Below are 25,526 nucleotides of genomic sequence, written 5' to 3'. Positions count from 1 at the left end.
GGCCGCAGTTTGCCGCGAAATGTGCCCCTATCCCGTGCTCCCAGGCAATTTACGAAAGCAGCTGTAACCGCTTGTCCCTAAAAAGGGGGAGGTCTGCGCTGTGGCGCTTTCGTTTCCGGGCGGGCATGGGCTGCCGCCTGCGCGCAGTTCAACTACCGGGGTTTTCGCTGGCGTGCCAGCCGCGCAGGGTTCGTTGCGATGCCCAGGCCATGGCGGCGAACAGTGCGATGCCGGTCAATGAGATCAACAGCAGGGCGGCAAACATGCGCGGGATGTTGAGCTGGAAGCCCGCCTGCAGGATCTGGTAGGCCAGGCCGCCGCCGGTGCCGCCGGTGCCGGCCACAAATTCGGCCACCACTGCGCCTATCAACGCCAGGCCGCTGGAGATGCGCAGCCCGCCAAAAAAATACGGCAGGGCGCTGGGGATGCGCAGGCGGACCAGGGTCTTCCAGCGGCTGGCATGGTTCAGGCGGAAGTAGCTTTGCAGATCGGGGTCGATGCTGCGCAGGCCCAGCGTGGTGTTGCTGATGATGGGGAACAGGGCCACCAGTGTGGCGCATAACACCATGGACAGCGTGGGGTCCTTTACCCAGATGATGATCAGCGGCGCAATGGCCACGATGGGCGTGACCTGCAGCAGCACGGCGTATGGGAACAGCGCGGTTTCGATGGCCTTGTTCTGCACAAACACAAACGACACCAGCACGCCCAGCACGACGGCCATCAGGAAGGACAGCAGGGTGATTTTCAGCGTGACCATCAGGGCGCCGAACAGTACGGCGCTATCGCTCACCAGGGTCTGCAGGGTCAGGAAGGGCGACGGTATCAGGTAGGGTGGCAGCTCCAGTCCCACCACCAGACCCTCCCACAGGGCCAGCACCAGGATGCCGATGATGCCGGGGTACACAACGCGCTGCACGTTGGCGCGCATGAGCAGGGGCGTGGGTTTCATGCGGTCTCCTCGCTGGCGCGCAGCAGGCTGTGCTGCAGCCGCTGGGCATAGCGGCTGAATTGCGGACTGACCATGAAGTCCGCCTTGCGCGGGTAGGGCTCGTCGATGCGGAATTCCTCCACCACGCGGCCGGGCCGTGCCGCCATCATGACGACGCGGGTGGACAGGAACACGGCTTCGTGGATGGAGTGGGTGACGAACACCACGGTGAGCTTTTTCTTCTGCCACAGCTCCAGCAACTCGGCGTCCAGCTTATGGCGGGTGATTTCGTCCAGCGCGCCAAAGGGCTCGTCCATCAGCAGCAAGTCGGGCTGGGTGGCCAGGCCGCGCGCGATGGACACGCGCATCTGCATGCCACCCGACAGCGTGCGCGGCAGTGCCTGGGCAAAGCCGCTGAGGCCGACCAAAGCGAGGGCGTCGTCCACCCGCTCTTGCGCCTGGGCGCGTGGCACGTCGGCCAGGTCCAGCGGCAGGCGCACATTGGTGGCGACGCTGGCCCAGGGCATCAGCGTGGGAGACTGGAACACAAAGGCCAGCTTGTGCGCGCTGCCGTGCATCTGGTCCACCGGCTTGCGCCACAGCAACAGGCGGCCATCGCTGGGCTGCAGCAGGCCGGCCACCATTTTCAGCAACGTGCTTTTGCCGCAGCCCGAGGGGCCAAGCAGGGTGACGAATTCACCCTCGGCCACGCTCAGCTGTACCGGCTGCAGGGCCCGCGTGCCGTTCGGGTAGACCATCTCGGCAGACAACACTTCGATGGCCGGGATGGCGGGCGTGGGCACGGGTGGTGGCATGTTCGTCATGGTGGGGGCGGGGGTACTGCTGCTACGCCGCTTAGGGCATGACCTTCAGGTCTTTGACGAACTCGGTGGTGTAGGCCTTGGCCAGCGGCACCTTGGCTGGGTCCAGCAGCTTGGCGCCGACCAGGAAGTCGTAGCTGGCCTTGGCGCGCGCATCGGTGATCACGCCTATGCCCAGCGTGGCCGCGTCGCCACCGGTGACCAGGCCGGTTTCCTTCAGCTTGGCCACGCTGTAGCTCAGCTGGTCATCGGTCATGTCGGGGTTTTCTTTCTTGATCAGGGCGTTGCCCAGGGCCGGGTCTTTCAGGTAGTTCTTCCAGCCTTCGGCCGAGCCTTTAACGAAGGCGGCCACGGCCTTGTTGCGGTCCTTCAGCGTCTTCTCCATGCAGGAGATGGTGGTGGAGTAAGCGGGGTAGCCAAAGTCGCTGAACAGCAGGGTGGTGGCCTTTACGCCGGCCTTCTGGATGGCATAGGGCTCGGAGGTCAAATAACCCTGCTGGGCCACGTTCTTGTCGGCCAGGAAGGGCTGGATGTTGAAGGTGTAGGGCCGTGTCTGCGCGTCAGTCAGGCCGTATTTGGCTTTGACCCAGGCCCAATAGTCGCGGCCTGCGGTGGACGAGATCAGCAGGGTCTTGCCCTTCAGGTCTTCCATCTTTTTCACATCGTCATGGGCCACGAAGACCTGCGGGTTCTTCTGGAACATGGCGGCCACGGCCACGATAGGCACACCGCTTTCGCGGATCTGCATGACCTGGAAGTCGCTGGAGGCCATCACGCAGTCGGCCTGGCCGGCGGCCATGATCTGGATCTGGTTGACCTGCGGGCCACCCATCTTGACGGTCACGTCCAGCCCGTATTTCTTGTAGGTGCCGTCGGCAATCGCCTGGTAGAAGCCGCCGTGCTCGGCCTGGGCAAACCAGTCGGTCATGTAGATGAACTTCTCGGTGCTCTGGGCCTGGGTCAGCCCGGGGGCGCAGGCGATGCAGGCCAGGGCGGTGGCGAATAAGCGGCTTAGGGCGGGTGGGTAGGTGCGGCGTGCGAGGGACATGGGTAAGACTCCGTCGTGGCAGTGGGTTGAGAAACCGGTATAAGCGTCATTCGCGCCAGAGACTGGACGGTTTGACCACTTGGACAAATTACGCAAAACATGTGCCAAGCCACCGCCGGTGGCGTGCTACGCCTTCTTGGCGGCTTACAGCGCCGGCAGACCGCAGCCGAGCAAAACCAGGTTTACCAGCTCGTCGGCGATCTGCTCGCGCGGCAGGGCGGCGTTGGCCTCCAGCCCCAGCATCACCCGGGCCTGTACGCCATAGTCGGCATAGTGCTGGGTCATGGCCCAGATGTGCATCAGCAGCAGATGCGGGTCCATGCGGCGCATCAGGCCGCGGTCCATCCAGTGCTGGATGGCGGCGACTGCCTTGTTCGTGTCGCGCACCGCTATTGGCCAGTATTTCTCCAAATTGGTGCCACCGCTGAGCACCTCATTGGTGAACAGGCGTGACAGCTCGGGCTGGTCCAGCGCGTAATCGAGCTTGGTGCGGATGTAGTGGGCCAGGGTGTGGCGCGGGTCTTCGGTATGGTGGTCGAAGGTGAACGCATCGGTCCAGTTTTTCAACAGACCAAACAGCAGCTCTTCGTACAAATGCTCCTTGCCCTTGATGTAGTAGTGCAGCTGCTGCTTGGTGATGCCCGCGCGCTGGGCAATCATCTGGGTGGACACGCCTTTGAAGCCGTGCAGGCTGAACTCGGCAATCGCTGCCTCGCGGATCTGCGCCATGATTTGCGCGCGCCCGGGCCGGGTTGCGGAAGAGGGGGAGGAAGGTGGGCTCATGCGCGGATGACAGCTGTTGAAATCGGTTCGTTCAAGTGGGCCGAGTGTACGTAGGGCGCTGGCCGCAGCGGGGTCAAAATAAATGTGACTGATGAGTTTGACCAATTGGTCTGAAAGTTGCATGGCTGAAGTAAATTGCCCCAAGCCCTTGTTGCACAAAGGATGTAGACGCCCATGCCCAGCCCCACTCTGGCCACTTCTATCGCTGCTTCGTTGACGGCTTTCCTGGCCGATATTGCCGGCATCGAGCAGTCGCAGAACCCCGGCCTGCTTGGCACCAAGAGCAAGGATTACTTCTGGTACAGCCCCTTGCTTCAAGAGGCGCTGGGCGACAAGCTAGGCGAGGTCTGGGTCAAGCCTGCGAACGAGGCCGAGGTCATTTGCGTGGCCAGTGCGGCGGCGCGGCACCGCATCACGCTCACGCTGCGCGGCGGCGGCACTGGCAACTACGGCCAATGTGTGCCGCTGGAAGGCGGGGTGATTCTGGACATGACCGGGCTGAACCGCGTGCTGTCCATCCGCCCCGGCCAGGTGCAGTGCGAGGCCGGTATCCTGATCCTGGACCTGGAGCGGGCCGTGCATGCGGACCCTTGTGTGCCCGGTGGCCAGCAATTGCTGATGTACCCCAGCACGCGTGACATCGCCACCATTGGCGGCTTCATCGGCGGCGGCTACGGCGGCGTGGGCTCGGCGCGCAACGGCATCCTGAAAGACCCCGGCAACGTAACCCAGGTACGCGTGGTGACGGTGGAGGCCGAGCCCCGCGTCGTCACGCTGCAGGGCGCGGATATTCAAAAGGTGCACCACGCCTTTGGCACCAATGGCATCGTCACCACCCTCACGCTGGGCCTGCAGCCCGCCGTGGAATGGGTACACCACATCGCCCTGTTTGAAAGCTATGGCCAGGCCCTGCGCATGGGCGTGGCCGCGACCGAAGCCCTGGCGCAGACCGTGCCGCTGGACGGCGGGCCACCCCAGGCCGATGTGCTGGACGCCTTCCTTATCACCGCGGTGGAGCGGCGCTTTGCCCCGTACTACGCCGAGGCTTTTGGCGCGCGTTTCCCGGCCGACCGGGACGCCGTGTTCTCCATGGTTCACCCCGACTACCTGGAGCGCTGGCGCGCCATGGTGGCGCAGCACGGTGGCGTGGAAACCATGGCCCTGACCGAAGAGGCGCTGACCGCGCAGAAGCTGATACCGGCCTTCGAATGCGGCTGGAACCACACCACGCTGATGGCCTTGCGGCACGACCGCAGCTGGACCAATCTGCAAACCGTCCACGCCTGGCCGCTGGATGTGGCGTTGATCGAGCGCCAGATGCAGCACTGGGACAACGAGGTGCTGATGCACCACGAGTTTGGCCGCGACCGCCACGGCCCTGTGGTGTTCGGCCTGCCGCTGGTGGCTTACTTTGACCGCGAACGGCTGTACGAAATCATTGCCGAATTCGAGGCCGATGGCTGTGCGGTGTTCGACAACCATGTCTACACCATCGAAGACGGCGGCATGAAGGTCATCGACACGGCGCAGATCGACTTCAAGAAAGAAGCCGACCCGCACGGCCTGATGAACCCCGGCAAGACCCGTGGCTGGACGCCCGACATGGCGCGGGCCTGAGTACGTGTTAAATCGACAAAAGGGAATGTCTCTATGCAGCTGAAGTCAGCGTTCTGGGCCGATTTGACGACCCGTGATTTCGCGCACATCCAGGCCTCGGCCGATGTGGGTTCCGTGGTGGCGGTGCTGCCGGTGGCTGCCATTGAGCAGCACGGCCCGCACCTGCCGGTGAGCGTGGACACCACCATTGTGGACAGCGTGATCGCCGCCGCCGTGCCCCAGCTGCCCGCCGATCTGCCGGTGCTGTTCCTGCCCACCCAGCAGGTCGGCAAGAGCAACGAGCACCAGGCTTTTCCGGGCACGCTGACCTTGGGCGTGGAGACGCTGATCCGCGTCTGGATGGAGCTGGGCGACTGCGTGGCGCGCACCGGCATCCGCAAGCTGGTGCTGTTCAACTCGCACGGCGGGCAGATCACGGTGATGGACATCGTGGCGCGCGACCTGCGCGTGCGCCACGGCATGCAGGTGTTCAGCAGCAACTGGTTCAGTCTGCCGCTGCCGGCCGAGGTGGAGTCGCTGTTCAGCCCCGAGGAGCACCGCTTCGGCATCCATGCCGGCGATATGGAAACCTCCATGCTGCTAGCCACCCGGCCTGAATACGTGGACATGGCGCAGGCGCGTGACTTTGTCTCCAGCGCCCAGCAGCGCGCGCGTGATTACCCGCTGGTGGGCGATGGCCGCAGCGCCAAGCTGGCCTGGCAGATCCAGGACTACAACCCCATGGGCGCCGCCGGCAACGCCACACTGGCCACGGCCGACAAGGGCTTGCGCGTGATCGAGGCCGCCGCCCAGCAGCTGGTGCGCATGCTGCAAGAAGTCTCCAGCCTGCCGCTGGACACCTTGCGCCCACAGCACGGCCTGCCGCTATAGCCCCATGCAGCTCCACAGCCTAGCCATCCCTTTGTGCCTGCGCGGCTTCGCGTCTCATGCGCCCGCCGACCAGGCTTTTGATATCACCCTGCAGGGCCCGGTAGTGGCTGCGATCACCCCGGTGGCCGGCCCGCCCCAGGGCATGTTGCTCAGCGCCTACGTTGATGCCCATGTGCATCTGGACAAAAATTACGCGGTCGAGTCCGTAGGCGGCGCCGAGGGCGACCTGATGACCGCCATTACCCGCATGGGCCGCTTCATGGCAGACGAGGGTGTGGCCACGCTGCAGCCGCGCATGGAACGTGCCCTGCAGGAGGCCTATGCCTGCGGCACCCGTGCCATGCGCACGCACCTGAACTGGGAGCAGGCCGCAGCGCCTGCCGCCTTGCCGGTGTTCGCCCAAGTGCAGGCTACCTGGCGTGGCCGCGTCGATCTGCAATGGGTGTCGCTGACCCCGCTGGACTTGTTTGCCGACGCCGCCGTGGGCGATGCCATTGCCCAGTCCGTACGCACAGGCGGTGGCGTGCTGGGAGCTTTTGTCTACCGCAATGCCGAATTGCAAGCCAAGCTGCAGCGCGTGTTCACGCTGGCCAAGCAATACGGCCTGGCGCTGGACTTTCATGTGGACGAAGGTCTGGACGCAGACGCCACCGGCTTGCACAGCATTGCGCAGCTCACGCTGGACTACGGTCTGCAGGGCCGGGTGGTGTGCGGCCATGTGTGTTCCTTGTCCGCCCAGCCCGTGGCCCAGGCGCAGGACACGCTCGCTCTGTGCGCCCAGGCCGGCATCCACATAGTGGCCCTGCCCACCACCAATCTGTACCTGCAAGGCGCCTGGGATGGCACGCCGGTGGAACGTGGAATTACAAGGTTAAAAGAGGCTGCAGCGCACGGAATACCTGCGTGCATAGCTACAGATAACGTAGCAGACGCGTTTTACCCCTATGGCAGCTACGACATGCTGGACAGCTTTGCCCTGGGCGTGCAGATGGCCCACCTGGCGCCGGCGCAGGACTGGCTGGCCAGCATCACCACCCACCCGGCTGCCGCCCTGGGCCTAGCCTGGGACGGCCGCATCGCCCCTGGCTGCCCGGCCGACCTAGTGGTGCTGGCTGCGCGCAACGGCTACGAGCTGCTGACCCCGCGCGCGCGCCAGCGCACGGTGCTGCGTGGCGGGCAGGTGCTGCGAGATTGAGGTTCCCCACCGGGTACTGGCCACCTGCCTGGCGATGGGCTGGTACCCGGTTTCTTCACCGCCTCGCCAGGCCTGGCCTGGGCCCCAGCTTGCTGGCCCAGCGTGAATGGTTATCTTGCCGTGCGCACCTTGGTTGTCCATTGCCACCCCAATCCGCAGAGCTTCAACACGGCTCTGTTCCATACCACCTGCCAGGCGCTGAGCGAGGCCGGTCACGAAATGCGCCGTACCGACCTGTATGCCGAGAACTTCCAGCCCGTCATGAGCTGCGAGGAGCGCGTGGCCTATCTGGATAACACCGGCCTGCTGCAGGCGCGGGTGGCCCAGCATGTGGACAACATCCGCTGGGCCGAGCACCTGGTGTTCGTCTTCCCTACCTGGTTTTACGGCCCGCCGGCCATGCTCAAGGGCTGGTTGGAGCGTGTCTGGCTGCCGGGCGTGGCCTTTTTGCCAGCCAAGTCCAGGGGGCTGCCGGCCCAGGCCGGCATGCGCCACATCCGCCGGCTGACAGTGGTGACCACCAGCGGCTCGCCACGCTGGTGGTTGTTCGCCATTGGCAACCCCGGGCGGCGCCTGTTTCTGCGCGGCCTGCGCGCCACCTTTGCCCTGCGCTGTCGCACCACCTGGCTGCAGATGTACAACATGAACCACGTCACCCGCGAGGACTGCAGCCGCTTTCTGCAGCGGGTGGCGCATACCTTGAGAGCCATGCCATGAGCAACACCTCTACATCCAGCCAACCCATAGGCCAGCCGCTGGCCAACTATGCCGCCTGCAAACGCGTGGGTGATTTCATCTTCATGAGCGGCGTGATCGCGGTGGACCCGGTGGCGCGCAAGGTGGTGTCCAGCTATGCCGACGTGCCGCCCGCCGTGCGCGCCCAACTGGGCGAAACCGGCCAGATGTCGGTGGACATCTTCGAGGCGCCCATCCTGACGCAGAGCTGGTTTGTGCTGGAGCGCATCCGCCAACTGATCGAGGCCGAGGGCGGCCAGATGTCCGACGTATTCAAGCTGGTGCAGTACTTCCGCGACCTGCGCGACTACCCCCACTACAACCGCGTGCGCAGCCAGTTTTTCTCCGAGCCGCCGGTTAGCACCGTGGTGGAGGTATCGCGCTTTTTGCCCAGCGACGCGGTGCTGGTGGAGGTGGAGGCCACGGCCTATTTGCCGCAGAAAAAATAATGAAAATAATGGCGTTTGCGCATATTCCATCTGCGCGGGTAGCTATTTAATTTATAGCTATTTGGCTGCTCTTGACCGCTGGGATGCGGGGCATCCTCCTACGGGCATGCACTTGTATGGCTGACGTACATCGGCCGCCAACAGGTCCAAGATGGACTCCATGGGCCAAGCCGGTCCTGTGTGTTCCATTTTCCTAAGGAGTCAAGTATGCAAACCACATCCGATATCGATCAAGCCGTGGTTTCCACGCTCAACGAGTTGCTGGAGACTTGTCGCGACGGTGAATACGGCTTTAACGCCTGTGCCAGTCGCACGTCCAACCCCGAGCTGAAAGCCATTTTTGAGCAGCGTTCCAAGGAGTGCACATCTGCGGCGCTGGAGCTGTATGCGCAGGTGCTGGACCTCGGTGGCACGCCGGAAGAAGGCGGTACCGCCGGTGGTGCGGTGCAGCGGGGCTGGGCCGCTGTGCGTGGCCTGCTCAGCGGTAACAGCGACTACGCGATCCTGGACGAGTGCGAGCGCGGCGAGGACATGGCTCTAGCGCACTACCGCAAGGCCATGAAGCACGTGCTGCCGAACGACGTGCGCGTACTGGTTGAGCGCCAGATGAGGGGTACCCAGGCAAACCACGACCAGATCAAGGCCCTGCGCGACCAGTACAAGGAACGCGCCTAAGTCAGTTCAGGTTTTAGTGGACAGTGACTGCACAGCCGCCACACCGCTGCGCACCGCGCCCTCTAGCGTTGCGGGGTAGGGCCCGTCCACATAGTCGCCGCAGGCGTCCAGACCAGACGCAATGCGTTGTGCTGGGCGTTGCAGGCCGGGCGTGCAGGCAAAGGTGGCACGTTTTTCCACCACGGTGCGCACGGGGCGCAGATCGCGCAGACCCAGTTGCGCCTTGCCCTGGGCGATGACTGCATCCTCCAGCGCTTGCCGGTCGCCCTGGCTGGCACTGGCCACAAAGGCCAGCAGGCCGGCCGGGCCGCCAAGCTGGCCGCGGTCAAACACAAACTGGGCAGGGTTTGACGTATCGCCGCGCAGCGACAGCATGGGTTGGGCCAGCCGTGCGCCGCTATGGGCGTAGACGGTGGCTATCGCCTCAAACCGCAGGGCCTGGGTGTGCTGCAGCCAGGCATCGGCCGCTGTACCCGCGATACCGCTGGCCGCGACCAGGCGTGCGGCCTCCCAGGGCGGGCAAGCCAGCAGCAGGTGGTCGAAGGCGGCGCCATCCACCCACCATTGGCTGCCTTCGGGGGCAATGTGGTGCACGCGCTGCCCGGTTTTAACGCTGGCGCCATGCCGCTGCAGCCAGTCCACGGCGGGCAGGGGGAACAGGGCGCCCAGGTTCACCCGGGGCAGCAGCAGGTTCGATCCACCCGGTGCGCCAAACAGCGAATCCTTGATCACCCGCAGAAACACCTGGCCGCTGGATTGCGCGGCCGGGGTGTTGAGCGCGGCCACGCACAACGGCTCGATCAGCTCGGCCGTGACGCGCGATGTGAGTGGTGCGCACAGATCGGCCACCGACTGTTCTGCCCGGCAGCGGAAGCCGGCCAACTGCCAGCCCACGGCGGTACGCAGCAGAGTTGCCTTGTCGGCCCAGCCCCAGCCGCGTGCGCACAGGATGCCCGCCATGGCGTCGAAGGGCGCGGGCAGGCTGGGCAGGCGTAGGCCCTGGCCGTCGGGGAACAGCAGGGTCAGCGGCAGGCGCAGCAGGGCTTGGTCAGCATCCACGCCCACGATTTCCATCAGCCGCAGGGTTTCGGCGTAAGCTCCAATGAGGATGTGCTGGCCATTGTCCAGGCCGTCCGGGTTTCCTGTGTCAAACAGGGCTCTAGCGCGCCCACCCAGTGCGCGAGATGCTTCGAAAACTGTAGCGTGGTGGCCCGCTTGGGTGGCAGTGACGGCGGCGGCCAAGCCGGCCCAGCCGGCGCCGATCACCGCGACTTTCATAGTTTGTTGAGCGCCTGGACTTTCCACGCCAGCCAGAGCTTGCGCAGCGGCGTGAGGCTGACGCGCTGGTGCAGCACCTGGAAGTTGTCGGCCTCGATTTCGCGCAGCAGGGTGCGGTAGATGCTGGCCATCATCAGGCCGGGCTTTTGGGCGCGGCGGTCGGCGGCGGGCAGCATGGCGAAGGCCTGTTCGTACAGGCCGTGGGCGCGTTCGGCCTGGAAGCGCATCAGGGCGACGAAGCGCTCGGAATAGGTGCGCTTGAGGATTTCGTGGGCCTTCACGTCGAACTGCTGCAGCTCGTTCACCGGCAGGTAGATGCGGCCCATCAGGGCGTCTTCACCTACGTCGCGGATGATGTTGGTCATCTGGAAGGCCAGGCCCAGGGTATGGGCGTACTGGGTGGTGGCGGGGTCGGTCTGGCCAAATATTTGCGCCGACACCTCACCCACCACGCCGGCCACCAGATGGCAGTAGCGCTGCAGGCCGGGGAAGTCCAGGTAGCGGGTCTGCTCCAGGTCCATCTGGCAGCCATCGATGATGGCGTGCAGATGGCGCGGTTCGATCTTGAACTCGGCCGCCAGCGGCATCAGGGCCTGCATCACCGGGTGGGTGGGTTTGCCGGCAAAGGCGCTGCTCACTTCGGTCTGCCACCAGGCCAGCTTGGTGGCGGCGACGCCGGGATCGGTGGTTTCGTCGACCACATCATCCACCTCGCGGCAGAAGGCATAGAAAGCGGTGATGGCGGCCCGCCGCTGCTTGGGCAGGAACAGGAAGGCGTAATAAAAACTGCTGCCGGACGAGGCGGCTTTTTCTTGGACGTATTGCTCGGGGGTCATATATAGATGCTGATTGTCACATCCAAACCGCGCGCCAAAGCATCAGCGGGACATCCCAGCCGCTGACTTTCGGCCGGATGTGGCGGGTGGCGAAACCCAGGGCCTCGATTTTGTCCAGGATGCGCAGGCCGCCTTGCACCACCAGGCGCAGCTCCCAGCCGGCACGGCCGGGCACGCGGTGCACCAGCGGGGCGCCGCTGGCCATCAGCGCGCGGGCCCAGGCCACGTTCTCGGCGGTCAGGGCGGTGAGCGCGGGGCTTTGCGGGTTTTGTTGCAGGGCTTGCGCGTCCACACCATGGTGCAGGCTGCGGTCTTGTGGCAGGTAGTAGCGGCCGCGCGGCAGGTCCAGGCTCAGGTCCTGCCAGAAGTTGATCAGCTGCAGGGCGTTGCAGATGGCATCACTGTGCCGCAGGGAGGTGGCGTCGTTCACACCATAGAGATGCAGCAGCAGGCGGCCTACCGGGGCGGCGGAGCGCTGGCAGTAGTCCAGCAGCTCGGCGCGGTCGGCGTAGCCGGCCTGGTCGCGGGTCTTGATGACATCCTGGGTGAAGGCGCTGAGCAGGTCGGCTAGAAGCTGCTCGGGCAGGGCGAATTGCGCCATGGTGGCTTGCAGCGGTACAAACACCCGCTGCCAGCGTGGCGAGGGTGCGCGGCCCGCGGCCACGGAGGCCAGATCGGCGCGGTAGGCGGCTAGGTCGTCCAGGCGCTGCGGTGGCGGGGCCGTGCCTTCATCGGCAATGTCGTCGGCGGTGCGGGCGAACCAGTAGATCGCCGCGATGGGCGGACGCAGCCGGGCTGGGCACAGGATGGACGCTACGGGGAAGTTTTCGTAGTGGCTGGTGGTTTGTGGGGTAGCATTTTGGGATGGGTCTAGGGCTTTCACGGCCCGGATTGTCGCTTGACATGCTGGCCCCATTCCCATAAATTACTAACCAGTCAGTCAGTAATTCAATCCCCCGCAGTTTTCAGTAGGTTTGTTATGCCCCAGCATTCTTCTTCGTCGCATGTTTTGCGTCCGTCGTTCCGCATGGGCGCCATCTGGGTCGCTGCGGCCCTGCTGGCGGCTGCTTGCTCCAAGCCGCAGTCGGCGCCCGAGCCGGTGCGCGCCGTCAAGGTGATGACGGTGGCGCTGGGTGACATGGGGGCCCAGTTTGAATTCGCGGGCGAGGTGCGGCCGCAGGTGGAGTCGGTGCTGGGCTTTCGGGTGGCGGGCAAGATCCTCCAGCGCCAGGCCGAGCTGGGCCAGCGCGTAAAAGTGGGCCAGGTGCTGGCCCAGTTGGACCCGCAGGATTACAAGCTGGCGGCCGATGCCGCCCGCGCCCAGGTGGCTGCGGCCACCACCAACCGCGACCTGGCCAATGCCGACTACAAGCGCTACAAGGAGCTGAAGGACCAGAACTTCATCAGCAGCGCCGAGCTGGAGCGGCGCGACAGCACGCTCAAGGCTGCCCAGGCCCAGGTGGAGCAGGCCCAGGCGCAGCTATCTTCTCAGGGCAATCAGGCGGCCTACACCCGCCTGGTGTCGGATGTGGCTGGCGTGGTGACAGCGGTGTCTGCCGAGCCCGGCCAGGTGGTGGCCGGCGGCGCGCCGGTGCTGAAGGTGGCCCGGGACGGTGCGCGCGACGTGGTGTTCTCGGTGCCGGAGGACCGGGTTGCCAGCGTCAAGCTGGGCTCGGCCGTGGAGGTGCGGGTCTGGTCCTCAGACACCAAGCTGGCCGGTACGGTGCGTGAGGTGGCGGCCAGTGCCGATCCGGCGACCCGGACCTTCCTGGTCAAGGTGGCGATCGATGCGCAAACGGCGCCGCCCCTGGGTACCACGGTATCGGTGGTGCTGGCATCGCTGACCCGCGGTGGCGTGCCGGTGATCAAGCTGCCCACCAGCGCCCTCAAGCAGGAAGCCAATGGCAGCACGGCGGTTTGGGTGCTGGATACCGCCAGCATGACGGTGAAGTCGCAGCCCGTGGTGGTGGCCACGGCCGACGGTAACGAGGTAGTGCTGGCCAGCGGCCTGGCGCCGGGCATGCAGGTGGTGACGGCCGGTGTGCATGTGCTGGCCCCGGGGCAGAAGGTTTCGGTTTATGTGCCAAAAGAGCCTGTAGCGCAGGATATACGTGCGCAAGCAGCTATGAATTCTGCAGTAAGTGCAGCAAGTGCAACTCCTGCGGCCCTGTCGGCTTCAGCGGCCAAGTGAGTTTTTAGATGACACAAGCCGACCATTCCACTCCGGCCAAGCCGGGCTTCAATCTTTCCAAATGGGCGCTGGAGCACGCGGCGCTGACCCGCTACCTGATGGTGGTGCTGATGGTGTTGGGCTTTGCCTCCTATTTCCAGCTGGGGCAAGATGAGGACCCGCCTTTTACTTTCCGTGCAATGGTGGTGCGCACCTATTGGCCCGGGGCGACGACCCAGCAGGTGGCCGAGCAGGTGACGGACAAGTTGGAGCGCACCCTGCAGGGGGTGCCGTATGCCGACAAGATTCGCAGCTATTCCAAGCCGGGCGAGTCGCAGATCATCTTTTATGTGAAGGAGGCAATCCGCGGTAATGACGTCACCAACAGCTGGTACGTCGTGCGCAAGATGATCGGCGACATGCGTTACACCTTGCCGCCCGGTGTGCAGGGGCCGTTTTTCAATGACGATTTTGGTGACGTGTATGGCGTGATTTACGCGCTGGAGTCGGACGGCTTCAGTAGCGCCGAGGTGAAGGATTTTGCCGATGATGTGCGCCAGCAACTGCTGCGCGTACCGGACGTGGCCAAGGTGGACCTCTTCGGTGTGCAGGATGAGAAGGTCTACATCGAGATATCCCAAAAGCGCCTGGCCCAGCTGGGGCTGGATTTGAACCAGGTGCTGGCCCAGCTGGGCCAGCAGAACGCGGTGGAGAGCGCCGGCACGGTACAGACCCCGCTGGACGTGGTGCAGGTGCGCGTGGCCGGGCAGTTTGCATCGTTGGACCAGTTGCGCGCCATGCCTATCCGGCCGGCCGTGGCGTCCGGTCGCCAGTTCCGCCTGGGGGATCTTGCCGATGTCCGTCGTGGCTATATAGATCCGCCGAGCGTCAAGGTGCGCCACCAGGGCAAGGAGGTGATTACCGTGGGTGTGTCCATGGCCAAGGGTGGGGACATCATTGCCATGGGCAAGGCCTTGGACCTTGCCGTCAAGAAGATTGGTGCAAATTTGCCCGCTGGCGTGTTGCTGGCCCAGGTGCAGGACCAACCCAAGACGGTGAGCACTTCGGTCAACGAGTTCATCCACGTATTGGTCGAAGCCGTGGTGATCGTGCTGGCGGTCAGCTTCATCAGCCTGGGCCTGCACAAGCGTCCTGGCAGCCACCCATTCTGGCGTAGCTACACCCTGGACATACGGCCAGGCCTGGTGGTGGCCATCACCATTCCGCTGGTGCTGGGCGTGACCTTTCTGGGCATGTGGTACTGGGGAATCGGTCTGCACAAGATTTCGCTGGGCTCGCTGATCATTGCGCTGGGTCTGCTGGTGGACGACGCCATCATTGCCGTGGAGATGATGGTGCGCAAGATGGAGGAGGGCTACGACAAGGTGCGCGCGGCCACCTTCGCGTACGAGATTACCGCCATGCCCATGCTGACAGGCACGTTGATCACGGCGGCCGGCTTTTTGCCCATTGGCATCGCCAAGTCCACCACGGGTGAATACACCTTTGCCATTTTTGCCGTGACCGTGCTGGCTTTGCTGATCAGCTGGGTGGTGTCGGTGTACTTCGTGCCCTACCTGGGGGTGTTGCTGCTCAAGGCCCCGCCGCACGTCCAAGCTGCGCAGTCGGGTGAGGAGCCTGTCGTTCATGAAACGTTCAACTCGCCCTTCTACAACCGTTTTCGTCGCCTGGTGCATTGGTGCGTGCTGCACCGCTGGCTCACGATCGCGGCCACCCTGCTGATTTTTGCCCTGGGTATTGTGGGCATGGGGCGGGTGCAACAGCAGTTCTTTCCGGATTCCAGCCGGCCGGAGATATTGATCGACATCTGGTTTCCCGAGGGCACTTCTTTCGCGGCCAACGAGGCGACCACCAAGCGCCTGGAAGCCCGTTTACTTAAGGAGCCGGGTGTGAGCACGGTAACCGAATGGGTCGGTTCGGGCTTGCCGCGCTTCTTCTTGCCGCTGGACCAGATATTTCCCCAGACGAACGTGACGCAGTTCCTTCTTATGTCCAAGGACCTGCAGCAGCGCGAAATTCTGCGCGCCAAGCTGCCGGCTTTGCTGGCCGCCGAATTCCCGGAAGTCCGGGGCCGCACCAAGCTTTTGTCCACCGGCCCACCGGTGTCCTATCCGGTGCAGTTCCGAGTTGTCGGTGCCGACCCCAAGGTTTTGCGCTTGCGCGCGGACGAGGTCAAGGCGGTGATGCGCGAGAGCGCCAATACGCGCGGAGTGAATGACAACTGGAATGAGTCGGTCAAGGTCATGCGTTTGCAGATCGACCAGACCAAGGCTTTGGCGCTGGGTGTGAGCAGCCAGTCCATTGCGCAGGCAGCCAAGACCATTCTGAGCGGCACCACGGTCGGGCAGTTCCGTGAGGGTGACAAGCTGATCGACATTGTCATGCGCCAGCCTTTGGACGAGCGCAGCGTCATCACCGATATTGGCAATGCTTATTTGCCAACGGCGACGGGTCAATCCGTCCCCTTGCTACAGGTGGCACAGCCCGTGTTCGATTGGGAGCCGGGTGTGATGTGGCGTGAAAACCGCGACTTCGCCATCACGGTGCAGGCGGATATCCCCGAGGGATTGCAGGGTGCCACGGTCACCAACGAGCTGCTGCCGGCATTGAAAAAGCTGGAAGCACAATGGGCGGCCAAGGGCTTGACTGCCTACCGCATTGAGGTGGCAGGTGCAGTGGAGGAGAGTAGCAAGGGCTCGGATTCCATCGTGGCGGGCGTCCCTGTCATGCTGTTTTTGACGTTTACCTTGCTCATGCTGCAACTGCAGAGCTTCAGCCGGGCCATGCTGGTGTTTTTGACCGGTCCGCTGGGCATTGCCGGCGTGGCGGGTGCGCTGCTGGCGCTGGGACGTCCTTTTGGCTTCGTGGCCTTGTTGGGCGTGATCGCGTTGATGGGCATGATCCAGCGAAATTCGGTGATTTTGATCGACCAGATCGAGCATGAGCGGGCCCGTGGCGTGCCGACCTGGGATGCGATCGTCGAGTCCGCCGTGGGGCGTCTGCGGCCAATTGTGCTGACCGCCGCAGCGGCCGTGCTGGCCATGATTCCGTTATCGCGCTCGGTGTTCTGGGGGCCCATGGCGGTCGCCATCATGGGCGGGTTGATTGTGGCAACGGTGCTGACCCTGCTGTCTTTGCCTGCCATGTATGCCGCCTGGTTCCGGGTGAAGCGCCCAGCAAGCCACGAAGGCCGCCCTTGAACCGCCCAACGGCGGTTTCCGGGGTACGCTAAAAATCGGGTTTGAAGCGCGCTAAAATAGAGGGCTGACCGATTTCCAGCAGACGGTTTTATGCGATGCGCTATTGGGTGCCTTGTTTAGTCGTCTGTTTAGTTCTGTATTTGCGCGGGTGGCGAAATTGGTAGACGCACCAGGTTTAGGTCCTGACGCCAGCAATGGTGTGGGGGTTCGAGTCCCCCCCCGCGCACCACACTTTTTTATACGAGACCCTGATGGCAGTTACTGTTGAAACCCTTGAAAAGCTGGAACGTAAGATTACGTTGTCCCTGCCAGTGGAAGTGATCCAGAACGAAGTGGCTACCCGTCTCAAGAAGATGGCGCGCACTGTCAAGATGGACGGCTTCCGTCCAGGCAAAGTGCCCATGAACGTGGTGGCGCAGCGCTATGGTTATTCCGTGCATTACGAAGTGATGAACGACAAGGTGGGCGAGGCTTTTGCTGTTGCTGCCAATGAAGCCAAGTTGCGTGTGGCCGGCCAGCCCCGTATCAGTGAAAACGAACAATCTCCCGAAGGTCAAATGGCTTTTGACGCCATCTTCGAAGTGTTCCCTGAAGTCAAGATCGGTGATCTGGCAACGGCCCAGGTGGAAAAGATTTCCGCCGTTGTGGACGACGGCGCGATCGACAAGACGGTTGAAATTCTGCGCAAACAGCGCCGCACCTTCGCACAGCGCGCGGCCGATGCCCCCGCTGAAGATGGTGACCGCGTGACTGTTGACTTCGAAGGCAAGATCGATGGCGAAACTTTCCAGGGCGGCAAGGCTGAAGCCTTCCAATTCCTGGTTGGCGAAGGCCAGATGCTGAAGGAATTCGAAGACGCCGTGCGTGGCATGAAGTCCGGTGAAAGCCGTACTTTCCCTCTGGCGTTCCCTGCCGACTACCACGGCAAGGACGTGGCCGGCAAGCAAGCTGACTTCATGGTCACGGTCAACAAGATCGAAGCTGCCCACCTGCCAGAAGTGAATGAGGCTTTGGCCAAGTCGCTGGGCATCGCCGACGCCACCGTCGAAGGTCTGCGTGCCGATATCCGCAAGAACCTCGAGCGCGAAGTCAAGTTCCGCGTGTTGGCGCGCAACAAGCAAGCCGTGATGGATGCGCTGATTGCCAAGGCTGAACTCGATCTGCCAAACGCCAGCGTGCAGTCGGAACTGAACCGCATGGTGGAGTCCGCACGTGCTGACCTGAAGCAACGCGGCATCAAGGACGCTGACAAGGCGCCGATCCCTGATGACGTGTTCCGTCCCCAGGCGGAGCGCCGCGTGCGTCTGGGCCTGGTGGTTGCAGAACTGGTTCGCAGCAATGCTCTGCTAGCCACGACGGAACAAATCAAGGCCCATATCGAAGAGCTGGCTTCCAGCTACGAGAAGCCAGCCGATGTCGTGCGTTGGTACTACAGCGACAACCAGCGTCTGGCCGAAGTCGAAGCCATCGTGATTGAAAGCAATGTGACCGACTTCGTTCTGGGCAAGGCCCAGGTCGTTGACAAGGCCGTTGCATTTGACGAGCTGATGGGTCAGAACTAGTCTGCTGCCGGATTTGGTACAAAGAGGGCTTGTGTTTCTGGCGCAAGCCCTTATTTATTTGTGATGGCTCTTCAATAAGGTAAATACACCATGTTCATCCGTAATAGCACACAAGAAATTCAAGGCCTTGGCATGGTGCCCATGGTCATCGAGCAGTCGGGGCGTGGTGAACGTTCGTACGATATTTATTCGCGCCTGCTCAAGGAGCGCGTGATTTTCCTGGTCGGCCCGGTCAATGACCAGACTGCCAATCTGGTGGTGGCGCAGCTGCTGTTCCTGGAAAGTGAAAATCCCGACAAGGACATCTCGTTCTACATCAACTCGCCTGGCGGTTCCGTGACGGCTGGTATGGCGATTTACGACACCATGCAGTTCATCAAGCCTGATGTGTCCACTTTGTGCGTGGGCATGGCTGCCAGCATGGGCGCGTTCTTGCTGGCGGCTGGTGCCAAGGGTAAGCGTTTCTCCTTGCCAAATTCGCGTGTGATGATCCATCAACCTTCGGGCGGCGCACAAGGTCAGGCCACTGATATCGAAATTCATGCGCGTGACATCTTGAAAACCCGGGACCAGTTGAACCGCATCTTGGCGGAGCGCACCGGTCAGCCCATCGAGAAGATCGAGCGCGACACGGAGCGTGACTACTTCATGTTTGCCGATGAAGCCAAGACCTATGGCTTGGTGGACGAGGTGATCAGCAAGCGGCCCTGAGCATAAAACAAGAGGCTTTGCGGCCCCTAACGGCGTTTTCTGGAAAGGAAAGCGCCGTTTTTATTTGGTTATCATTCAGCAACGACTGAAAAGGCATTTCTCCATGGCCGAAAAAAAAGGCTCCTCCAGCGAAAAAACTCTGTACTGCTCCTTCTGTGGCAAAAGCCAGCATGAAGTCAAGAAGCTGATCGCAGGACCGTCGGTATTCATTTGTGACGAATGTATCGACCTGTGCAACGACATCATCCGTGATGAGCTGCCCGCCGGGACCGAGTCTCGCGAGGCCGGAGCTGCGCTGCCTACGCCGCTGGATATCAAGAACAACCTTGATAACTATGTCATTGGCCAGAATGTTGCCAAGCGGACTTTGGCTGTGGCGGTCTACAACCATTACAAGCGCCTGCGCCACAAGGAAAGTGCTAAGAAGGACGATGTCGAGCTGGCCAAGAGCAATATTCTCCTGATAGGCCCTACGGGTTCCGGGAAGACCTTGCTGGCGCAAACATTGGCGCGCATGCTGGATGTGCCGTTTGTGATGGCGGACGCGACCACGCTGACGGAAGCCGGCTATGTGGGTGAAGACGTGGAAAACATCGTGGCCAAGCTGCTGCAAAGCTGCAACTACGAAGTTGAGCGTGCCCAGCGCGGCATTGTGTATATCGACGAAATCGACAAGATTTCACGAAAATCGGACAACCCCTCCATTACCCGAGACGTGTCTGGCGAAGGCGTGCAGCAGGCCTTGTTGAAACTCATCGAAGGTACGATGGCCAGTGTGCCCCCGCAAGGTGGGCGCAAACATCCTAACCAGGATTTTTTGCAGGTCGATACGACCAATATTCTGTTTATTCTGGGTGGCGCTTTCTCTGGACTTGAAAAAGTCATTGGTAACCGCACCGAATCCTCGGGTATTGGCTTTGGCGCTACTGTCAAAAGCAAGGAGCAACGCAGCCTGACCGAGGTGTTTCGCGAGGTGGAGCCGGAGGATTTGATCAAGTTCGGTTTGATTCCCGAACTGGTCGGGCGTATGCCTGTGGTGGCCACCCTGGCGGAACTAAGTGAAGACGCGCTGGTTCAGATCCTGACGGAGCCCAAGAACGCCTTGGTGAAGCAATACAGCAAGTTGCTGGCTATGGAGGGTGTGGATTTGGAAATTCGTCCATCTGCCTTGAAAGCCATTGCCAAGAAGGCTCTGGCGCGCAAGACGGGGGCGCGTGGTTTGCGCTCGATACTGGAGCAGTCGCTCATCGATACGATGTTTGATTTGCCCACCAACCACAATGTGGACAAGGTTGTTGTGGATGAATCCACAATTGACGAGAACAAGCCGCCGCTCCTGGTGTACCGCGAAGCCGCTAAGAAGGCCTGAGACGAAGTGTTGCGTCCTGGGTGGATGCATCTTTTCTGCCCTGCTGCGGTTTAGGCGGCGAGGGTGGCTTGAAAATCGCCGCTAGAAGTCCATATTCAACAGGTTACATAAAGGATCTTCATGTCCGGACACATTTCCCTACCTGCCGAGCCGATCGACTTGCCCTTGCTGCCTTTGCGCGACGTGGTGGTCTTCCCTCATATGGTGATCCCTCTCTTTGTTGGGCGTCCCAAAAGTATCAAGGCGCTGGAAGCTGCGATGGAGGCCGAACGCCGCATCATGCTGGTGGCGCAGAAGGCTGCAGCGAAAGATGAGCCTTCTGTAGCTGACATGTTTGATGTGGGTTGCATTTCCACAATCTTGCAGATGCTGAAGCTTCCTGATGGCACGGTGAAAGTGCTGGTGGAAGGTCAGCAGCGTGCGACGGTAAATCGTATTGAAGATGGCGAGTCACATTTTGTGGCCAGCATCACGCCGGTGGTTGCGTCGGCGGTTGCACATAAAACGACGGAGATCGAGGCATTGCGCCGTGCTGTGATGCAGCAGTTCGACCAGTACGTCAAGCTCAATAAGAAGATTCCACCCGAAATTCTGACGTCCATTTCCAGCATTGATGATCCAGGCCGTCTGGCGGACACCATTGCTGCGCATTTGCCGCTCAAGTTGGATAGCAAGCAGGTTGTGTTGGATTTGTCCGACGTGCGCGAACGTTTGGAAAACCTGTATGGTCAGCTTGAGCGTGAAGTGGATATTCTGAACGTTGACAAGAAGATCCGTGGCCGCGTCAAGCGTCAGATGGAGAAGAACCAACGCGACTTCTATTTGAATGAGCAGGTCAAGGCCATTCAAAAGGAGCTAGGCGAAGGGGAAGAGGGCGCAGACATCGACGAGATCGAAAAGAAGATCAAGCTGGCGAAAATGCCCAAGGAGGCATTGAAGAAGGCTGAGAGCGAGCTGAAAAAGCTCAAGCTGATGTCTCCCATGTCGGCTGAAGCGACGGTGGTGCGTAACTACATTGATGTGCTGACCGCTTTACCTTGGAGCAAGAAGACCAAGATCAAGCACGATTTGCGTAATGCGGAAGAGGTATTGAACGAAGACCACTTCGGGTTGGACAAGGTCAAGGATCGCATCCTGGAATATTTAGCAGTGCAACAGCGCGTGGACAAGGTCAAGGCGCCGATCTTGTGCTTGGTTGGCCCTCCGGGTGTGGGCAAGACATCTTTGGGGCAATCGATCGCCAAGGCGACAGGGCGAAAATATGTGCGAATGGCCTTGGGCGGCATGCGTGATGAAGCGGAGATTCGCGGTCATCGGCGCACCTATATCGGTGCACTGCCTGGTAAGGTTTTGCAAAGCCTGAACAAGATTGGCACGCGCAACCCGCTGTTTTTACTGGACGAAATCGACAAGCTGGGGACAGACTTCAGGGGTGATCCGTCCAGCGCCTTGCTCGAAGTGCTGGATCCGGAGCAAAACCATACCTTCGGCGACCATTATGTAGAGGTGGATTTCGATTTGAGCGATGTAATGTTTGTCGCAACGTCGAATTCCATGAATATTCCTTCTGCCTTGCTGGATCGCATGGAAGTCATCCGTCTTGCCGGATACACGGAAGACGAGAAGACGAATATTGCCGTCAAGTACCTGTTGCCCAAGCAGTTGAAGAACAATGGTTTGAAGGAAGAGGAGCTATTGCTTACGCCAGATGCCGTTCGTGACATCGTGCGTTATTACACCCGTGAAGCAGGCGTGCGTTCATTGGAACGCGAACTCTCCAAGATTTGCCGCAAGGTCGTCAAGGGGCTTCTGCTCAAGCAAATGACTGCGCAGGTCAAGGTGACGGCGGACAACCTGAATGAGTACCTGGGTGTGCAAAAGTACACCTATGGCCGTGCTGAAGAAAAGAACCAGATCGGTCAGGTCGTCGGCTTGGCGTGGACCGAGGTAGGTGGCGATTTGCTGACCATTGAAGCCGCCATCATGCCGGGGAAGGGCGTAATCACCCGTACCGGTTCGCTGGGCGATGTGATGAAAGAGTCGGTGGAGGCCGCTCGTACCGTGGTGCGTAGCCGGTCGAAGCGCCTGGGTATCAAGGATGAGGTGTTCGAGAAGAAGGACATCCATATCCATGTGCCTGATGGCGCAACGCCCAAGGATGGCCCTAGTGCGGGAGCTGCAATGACGACGGCTTTTGTGTCTGCATTGACGGGCATCCCGGTCCGTGGCGACGTTGCCATGACCGGTGAAATTACCTTGCGTGGCGAGGTTACTGCCATCGGAGGCCTGAAGGAAAAGCTGTTGGCTGCGCTGCGTGGTGGCATCAAGACGGTGTTAATTCCCGAGGAAAACGCCAAAGACTTGCAAGACATTCCGGCTAACGTAAAGAATGGGCTGGAGATCGTTCCCGTCAAATGGATTGATCAGGTTCTGGAGCTAGCATTGGAGCGCATGCCCCAGGCTTTGCCGGATGAAGAACCTGTGGCCGTGGCTCCTGCGCTGGAAGCTGCCGTAACACCTGTGGTGCCGGTCAAACACTAGACCGTTTAAGGCTGGCGGAGGCCCAGGTTTCCGCCAGTTTTGCACTTTCAAAGCGTGTGCCAATGCACGCTTAAAAAGCGGTTTTTGCGTTTTCAGGGATAATCGGGGTTTGCCCACGTCGCGTGGGTGCAATTTGCTATTGTTTGAATAGCTACTTACCTCTGGATTTGATGAGCGATACCCCCCTGGATTCTTTCTCGCAACTGCAGCTTGCAGAACCCTTGTCACGTGCCGTGGCCGACATGGGCTATACGTCGATGACGCCGATTCAGGCGCAAGCCATTCCTGTGGTTTTGCAGGGGCGCGATGTAATGGGAGCAGCCCAAACCGGAACCGGTAAAACGGCGGCGTTTTCGTTGCCCTTGCTGCAGCGCATGCTGAAGCATGAGAACCCGTCTACTTCGCCAGCACGCCATCCTGTGCGGGCCTTGGTCTTGCTGCCTACGCGCGAGCTGGCCGACCAGGTTGCCCAGGCCGTGAAGTCTTACGCCAAATATACGAATCTGCGCAGTGCGGTTGTATTTGGTGGCATGGACATGAAGCCGCAAACACTGGAATTGAAAAAAGGCGTAGAAATTCTGGTCGCGACCCCAGGCCGTTTGCTTGACCATATCGAGGCCAAGAATGCGGTTCTGAACCAGGTGGAATACGTGGTGCTGGACGAAGCCGACCGTATGCTGGATATCGGCTTCCTGCCGGATCTACAGCGTATCTTGAGCTATCTGCCTAAGCAGCGCACGACCTTGCTGTTTTCGGCAACGTTTTCTTCTGAAATTAAGCGTCTGGCCAGCAGTTATCTGCAGGACCCAGTCACTATCGAAGTGGCCCGCTCCAATGCCACGGCGTCGACCGTGGAGCAGCATTTCTATAGCATCAACGCAGACGATAAGCGCCGTGCCTTGCACCAGGTGTTAAAAACCCGTGGCCTGAAGCAGGCCTTTGTCTTTGTGAACAGCAAGCTGGGCTGCGCACGCCTGGCCCGTTCGCTGGAAAAGGAAGGCTTGAAGACTGCAGCCTTGCATGGCGACAAGAGCCAGGACGAACGCCTGAAAGCCCTGGACTCCTTCAAGAAGGGCGAAGTCGATTTGCTGGTTTGTACCGATGTGGCTGCGCGGGGTCTTGACATCAAGGATGTGCCTGCCGTGTTCAACTTTGATGTGCCTTTCAATGCCGAAGACTATGTGCACCGCATTGGCCGTACTGGTCGTGCAGGTGCATCGGGCCTGGCTGTGAGCTTTGTGTCTGGCAGCGATGCCCGTTTGGTGGCCGACATCGAAAAGCTGGTCAAGACCAAGATTGAACTCGAAGCTATCGAGTTTGAAGAAGACATTCCCAAAATCCGCGTGCAGGGTCGCATCAACGATGGTCGCCGTGCCTGGGGCGGCGATGATCCGCGGGATGTGATGGATACGCCGCGTCCGGCGCCGCGCGCGCCCCGCCAAGCGGGAGCACCACGAGATCCATTTTTTGACCGCCCTTATGAGCAAACCGCTGCTAGCGATGCTGCTCCGTCCTGGGAAGCTGCGGCCAAACATGCGACCGTGCGGGGGATATCGGCCAATATCAAGCCCAAGCGTAAAGTCGCCGCCTTGTTCAAGGCGATAGACAACTCTGTGTCGGCCTGAGTTTGCTTTTTAGTTGCCGGGGCGCTGCGTTTGCTCGCAGCGTATTTGGATCAGCTGGTTGTCCGCCGTAGAGTTGCCTAGCTTCAGCGCACTCAGGCATCCTCCCCAAACGCAGCCTGTATCCAGCGACAACACGTCGCTGCGGTCCAGCCAGCCCAACGTGGACCAGTGGCCAAAAGCAACAGTGGTGTTTGCTGTGCGCCGTCCTGGCACGTCAAACCAGGGCATATAGCCAGCTGGCGCTCCGCCTGCACCTTCTTTGCTTTCAAATTCCATCTGGCCGTCGGCCGAGCAAAAACGCAGCCGTGTGAGCGCATTCACGATGACGCGCAATCGATCCGCACCTTGCAGGTCGTCGTTCCACTGGGCCGGCGTGTTGCCATACATCTGACCTAAAAATGTCACCAACTCCGGGCCTCGTAAAACGGCTTCCACTTCGGCGGCCACAGCCAGGGTTTGATCTGCGCTCCATCCAGGTAGCACGCCGGCGTGCACCATCAGGATTTCTTGTCCTTGCAAGCGCTCCAGCATCGCGAGGCGCTGATGGCGTACCCAATCGAGCAACGCGGGCCTGTCTGGCGCTTCAAGAATGCCCTGTAGGGTGTCTTGGCTGTGCGTAGGGCGTATGCCGTATGCCGCGGCCAGCAAATGCAGATCATGGTTGCCCAGCAGGCAGCGTGCGGCATCGCCGTAGCCCATCAAGCGCCGCAGCACCTGGGCCGAGGCGGGGCCTCGGTTCACCAGATCGCCCAGCAAGTAAAGGGTATCGCGGCTGGGGGAGAAATCCAGCCTGTCCAGCAAGCGTTGCAACGGGGCATCGCAGCCCTGGATGTCGCCAATTAAATAAATTGCCACGTGTTTTGAAGCGATTTCATCAGTCGCGCATAGCCTGTGCTTTTGACGGCATCTTTCTTTGCTTCAAGAGCCGTCAGTTCTATTGCAAGGGTCAAGAAGCCCACGTCTTTCACAGTCGCAAGTATATGGGTGTGGACTGTATCCTGTTAACCCAGCACCCCATGTCGATCCAATCCAACAAGGTCCAGTTGGTCGGGCTCCATCTGCACATCCGCCGCATGGGCAATATGGCCT

Annotated in this window: 21 protein-coding genes and 1 tRNA gene; 14 read left to right on the top strand and 8 right to left on the bottom strand. The window is 61.2% G+C overall.

Features of this window, described 5'->3' with window-relative positions; all coding sequences use genetic code 11:
* Positions 1 to 148: 148 nt before the first annotated feature.
* The 4 genes from AC07VY_RS23605 to AC07VY_RS23590 form a co-directional block, all read right to left on the bottom strand.
* Entirely contained in the window at positions 149 to 952 is an 804-nt protein-coding gene (locus AC07VY_RS23605; RefSeq protein ID WP_495099618.1) for an ABC transporter permease, read from the bottom strand.
* Entirely contained in the window at positions 949 to 1,746 is a 798-nt protein-coding gene (locus AC07VY_RS23600; RefSeq protein ID WP_495099621.1) for an ABC transporter ATP-binding protein, read from the bottom strand. Before AC07VY_RS23600 ends, AC07VY_RS23605 begins: the two co-directional genes overlap by 4 nt.
* Before the next feature lie 40 nt (positions 1,747 to 1,786).
* Positions 1,787 to 2,800, bottom strand: a complete 1,014-nt coding sequence (locus tag AC07VY_RS23595; RefSeq protein WP_495077329.1) for an ABC transporter substrate-binding protein — start codon at positions 2,798 to 2,800, stop codon at positions 1,787 to 1,789.
* A 144-nt stretch (positions 2,801 to 2,944) separates the two neighbouring features.
* A complete protein-coding gene (locus AC07VY_RS23590; protein ID WP_495099617.1) occupies positions 2,945 to 3,583 on the bottom strand; it encodes a TetR/AcrR family transcriptional regulator in 639 nt (212 codons plus the stop codon).
* 174 nt (positions 3,584 to 3,757) lie between these two features.
* Here AC07VY_RS23590 and AC07VY_RS23585 point away from each other — a divergent pair, with 174 nt between their 5' ends.
* From AC07VY_RS23585 to AC07VY_RS23560, 6 genes are all read left to right on the top strand, one after another.
* Positions 3,758 to 5,200 (top strand): FAD-binding oxidoreductase, encoded by a 1,443-nt coding sequence (locus AC07VY_RS23585; RefSeq protein ID WP_495099616.1) that lies wholly within the window; start codon positions 3,758 to 3,760, stop codon positions 5,198 to 5,200.
* A gap of 33 nt (positions 5,201 to 5,233) precedes the next feature.
* The gene (locus AC07VY_RS23580; RefSeq protein WP_495077332.1) at positions 5,234 to 6,070 is read left to right on the top strand and encodes a creatininase family protein; all 837 of its coding nucleotides are present in this window, start codon (positions 5,234 to 5,236) and stop codon (positions 6,068 to 6,070) included.
* A 4-nt stretch (positions 6,071 to 6,074) separates the two neighbouring features.
* On the top strand, positions 6,075 to 7,265 hold the full coding sequence (locus AC07VY_RS23575; RefSeq protein WP_495099615.1) for an amidohydrolase family protein: 1,191 nt from the start codon (positions 6,075 to 6,077) through the stop codon (positions 7,263 to 7,265).
* A gap of 120 nt (positions 7,266 to 7,385) precedes the next feature.
* A complete protein-coding gene (locus tag AC07VY_RS23570; protein ID WP_495099614.1) occupies positions 7,386 to 7,982 on the top strand; it encodes an NAD(P)H-dependent oxidoreductase in 597 nt (198 codons plus the stop codon).
* Positions 7,979 to 8,449, top strand: coding sequence for a RidA family protein (locus tag AC07VY_RS23565; protein ID WP_495099613.1), 471 nt, complete (start codon positions 7,979 to 7,981; stop codon positions 8,447 to 8,449). Before AC07VY_RS23570 ends, AC07VY_RS23565 begins: the two co-directional genes overlap by 4 nt.
* A 207-nt stretch (positions 8,450 to 8,656) precedes the next feature.
* Positions 8,657 to 9,124, top strand: a complete 468-nt coding sequence (locus AC07VY_RS23560; protein ID WP_495077336.1) for a ferritin-like domain-containing protein — start codon at positions 8,657 to 8,659, stop codon at positions 9,122 to 9,124.
* Between the two features lie 6 nt (positions 9,125 to 9,130).
* Here AC07VY_RS23560 and hpnE read toward each other — a convergent pair whose 3' ends face one another.
* The 3 genes from hpnE to hpnC are packed head-to-tail and all read right to left on the bottom strand — an operon-like array spanning position 9,131 to position 12,160.
* Entirely contained in the window at positions 9,131 to 10,402 is a 1,272-nt protein-coding gene (gene hpnE, locus AC07VY_RS23555; RefSeq protein WP_495099612.1) for a hydroxysqualene dehydroxylase HpnE, read from the bottom strand.
* Entirely contained in the window at positions 10,399 to 11,238 is an 840-nt protein-coding gene (gene hpnD, locus AC07VY_RS23550) for a presqualene diphosphate synthase HpnD (protein ID WP_495077338.1), read from the bottom strand. The genes hpnE and hpnD overlap by 4 nt, the downstream gene beginning before the upstream one ends.
* 16 nt (positions 11,239 to 11,254) lie before the next feature.
* Positions 11,255 to 12,160, bottom strand: a complete 906-nt coding sequence (gene hpnC, locus AC07VY_RS23545) for a squalene synthase HpnC (RefSeq protein WP_495099611.1) — start codon at positions 12,158 to 12,160, stop codon at positions 11,255 to 11,257.
* A 57-nt stretch (positions 12,161 to 12,217) separates the two neighbouring features.
* On the opposite strand from hpnC, the gene AC07VY_RS23540 reads away from it, so the two are divergent.
* The 8 genes from AC07VY_RS23540 (at position 12,218) to AC07VY_RS23505 (ending at position 24,437) form a co-directional block, all read left to right on the top strand.
* Complete coding sequence (locus tag AC07VY_RS23540; RefSeq protein WP_495099610.1) at positions 12,218 to 13,429, top strand: efflux RND transporter periplasmic adaptor subunit; 1,212 nt, start codon at positions 12,218 to 12,220, stop codon at positions 13,427 to 13,429.
* Positions 13,430 to 13,437: 8 nt separating this feature from the next.
* The gene (locus tag AC07VY_RS23535; protein WP_495099609.1) at positions 13,438 to 16,629 is read left to right on the top strand and encodes an efflux RND transporter permease subunit; all 3,192 of its coding nucleotides are present in this window, start codon (positions 13,438 to 13,440) and stop codon (positions 16,627 to 16,629) included.
* A 142-nt stretch (positions 16,630 to 16,771) separates the two neighbouring features.
* Positions 16,772 to 16,858, top strand: a tRNA-Leu gene (locus AC07VY_RS23530).
* A gap of 22 nt (positions 16,859 to 16,880) precedes the next feature.
* Positions 16,881 to 18,191 (top strand): trigger factor, encoded by a 1,311-nt coding sequence (gene tig / locus AC07VY_RS23525; protein WP_495099608.1) that lies wholly within the window; start codon positions 16,881 to 16,883, stop codon positions 18,189 to 18,191.
* A gap of 90 nt (positions 18,192 to 18,281) precedes the next feature.
* Positions 18,282 to 18,902 (top strand): ATP-dependent Clp endopeptidase proteolytic subunit ClpP, encoded by a 621-nt coding sequence (clpP, locus tag AC07VY_RS23520; protein ID WP_490593529.1) that lies wholly within the window; start codon positions 18,282 to 18,284, stop codon positions 18,900 to 18,902.
* Between the two features lie 103 nt (positions 18,903 to 19,005).
* The gene (gene clpX, locus AC07VY_RS23515; RefSeq protein WP_495077343.1) at positions 19,006 to 20,271 is read left to right on the top strand and encodes an ATP-dependent Clp protease ATP-binding subunit ClpX; all 1,266 of its coding nucleotides are present in this window, start codon (positions 19,006 to 19,008) and stop codon (positions 20,269 to 20,271) included.
* A 120-nt stretch (positions 20,272 to 20,391) separates the two neighbouring features.
* Entirely contained in the window at positions 20,392 to 22,812 is a 2,421-nt protein-coding gene (gene lon / locus AC07VY_RS23510; protein ID WP_495077344.1) for an endopeptidase La, read from the top strand.
* Positions 22,813 to 22,982: 170 nt separating this feature from the next.
* Positions 22,983 to 24,437, top strand: a complete 1,455-nt coding sequence (locus AC07VY_RS23505) for a DEAD/DEAH box helicase (protein ID WP_495099607.1) — start codon at positions 22,983 to 22,985, stop codon at positions 24,435 to 24,437.
* A 9-nt stretch (positions 24,438 to 24,446) separates the two neighbouring features.
* On the opposite strand, the gene AC07VY_RS23500 is transcribed toward AC07VY_RS23505, so the two are convergent.
* Positions 24,447 to 25,292, bottom strand: coding sequence for a symmetrical bis(5'-nucleosyl)-tetraphosphatase (locus AC07VY_RS23500; protein WP_495099606.1), 846 nt, complete (start codon positions 25,290 to 25,292; stop codon positions 24,447 to 24,449).
* Between the last annotated feature and the right edge of the window lie 234 nt (positions 25,293 to 25,526).

The organism is Rhodoferax sp. GW821-FHT02C08, from assembly GCF_059421805.1.
This window is presented reverse-complemented; position numbering and strand designations above follow the sequence as displayed.